General features: G+C 43.6%; 1 protein-coding gene and 1 pseudogene. Both read left to right on the top strand.

The window, feature by feature from the left end:
• The first annotated feature begins 267 nt into the window (after positions 1–267).
• Entirely contained in the window at positions 268–714 is a 447-nt protein-coding gene (locus ACO0LM_RS28615; RefSeq protein ID WP_423042340.1) for a hypothetical protein, read from the top strand.
• 55 nt (positions 715–769) lie between these two features.
• Positions 770–974: pseudogene (locus ACO0LM_RS28610) on the top strand (IS256 family transposase); the annotation flags it as partial.

The following is a 974-nucleotide window of genomic DNA, read 5'->3' as shown; positions in this document are numbered from 1 at the left end:
CAGCACTCAACATTAGGTTATCGCTCGCCGGTTCAATATCTGGAAGACTGGATGAAGAAACAAAATCAAGAGAATCTGGCTGCATGACAGTCACCTGATGGTGAACTAATTACCGAGGGAAGCTCACTTAGCCACATTCTAAATCAGCAGCCCAAATAACGTGCATGTGGATTTAGAAGAGTAATTACCATGGGTTCATGACGTCTCCCTGAATCGAAAAACGCAGCTTGTTGTTACGGAACACTAAGATTTCAGTGAGTTAACCTCGTGAAAATAATTTATCAATTTTGGAAAGCCAAGCGCAGGCGTTGGATAAGTGCATTGTTTATCGTGACATCTGCCATTACGTGGGTAAATATGACGGTAGCGGAAAATGGTGTTAATAAGGACTTGTTTCAGCGTCTTGCAACTCAGCTTCCCACCAATGTGCAAAGCATATATTGCTACCAAATAGGTGCGGAACCTGAGCAAATCACGTCTGAATTAAATTGTATATACTCCTCAGATTCTGAATCAAAAAACAAATTAGGAAATGCAGTAATAGAAGTGCCATTTTGGTTGGGTAGAGATTTGGGCGAGCTTGACCTTGTAAAAGGAAAAATTGGTATGCTCGATGGCGTCTATCTCTATGCGCATTCTGGATATAAAAGTAGAAATCTTTGGAGCCATAGCGAAATATTCTGTCTTCAATTATTGATCGACAGGAGGGTGTAATTAATTTTGTGTAAACGGTCATTTAGCAGGACACTGCTACCTTCAAGGAGAAATGATGACCGTTGCAAAGCGTAACAAGCGGGCCAAGCCTGACCCGGAATTGCTCAAACTGGCCGATGGATTGTTGGCCAACTACAAAAAACCCGAAGACCTGATTGGGGAGAACGGCCTGCTCAAGCAGCTCACCAAGATGCTTGTCGAGCGAGCCCTGGAAGTCGAAATGACCGACCATCTGGGTCACGACAAGAGTGGAGTCGTCA

The sequence above is a fragment of the Undibacterium sp. Di26W genome (genome assembly GCF_049340265.1).
Taxonomy (GTDB): Bacteria; Pseudomonadota; Gammaproteobacteria; order Burkholderiales; family Burkholderiaceae_D; genus Undibacterium.
Note: the sequence above shows the minus strand (reverse complement) of the source record. Positions and strands in the feature narration are given on the sequence as shown.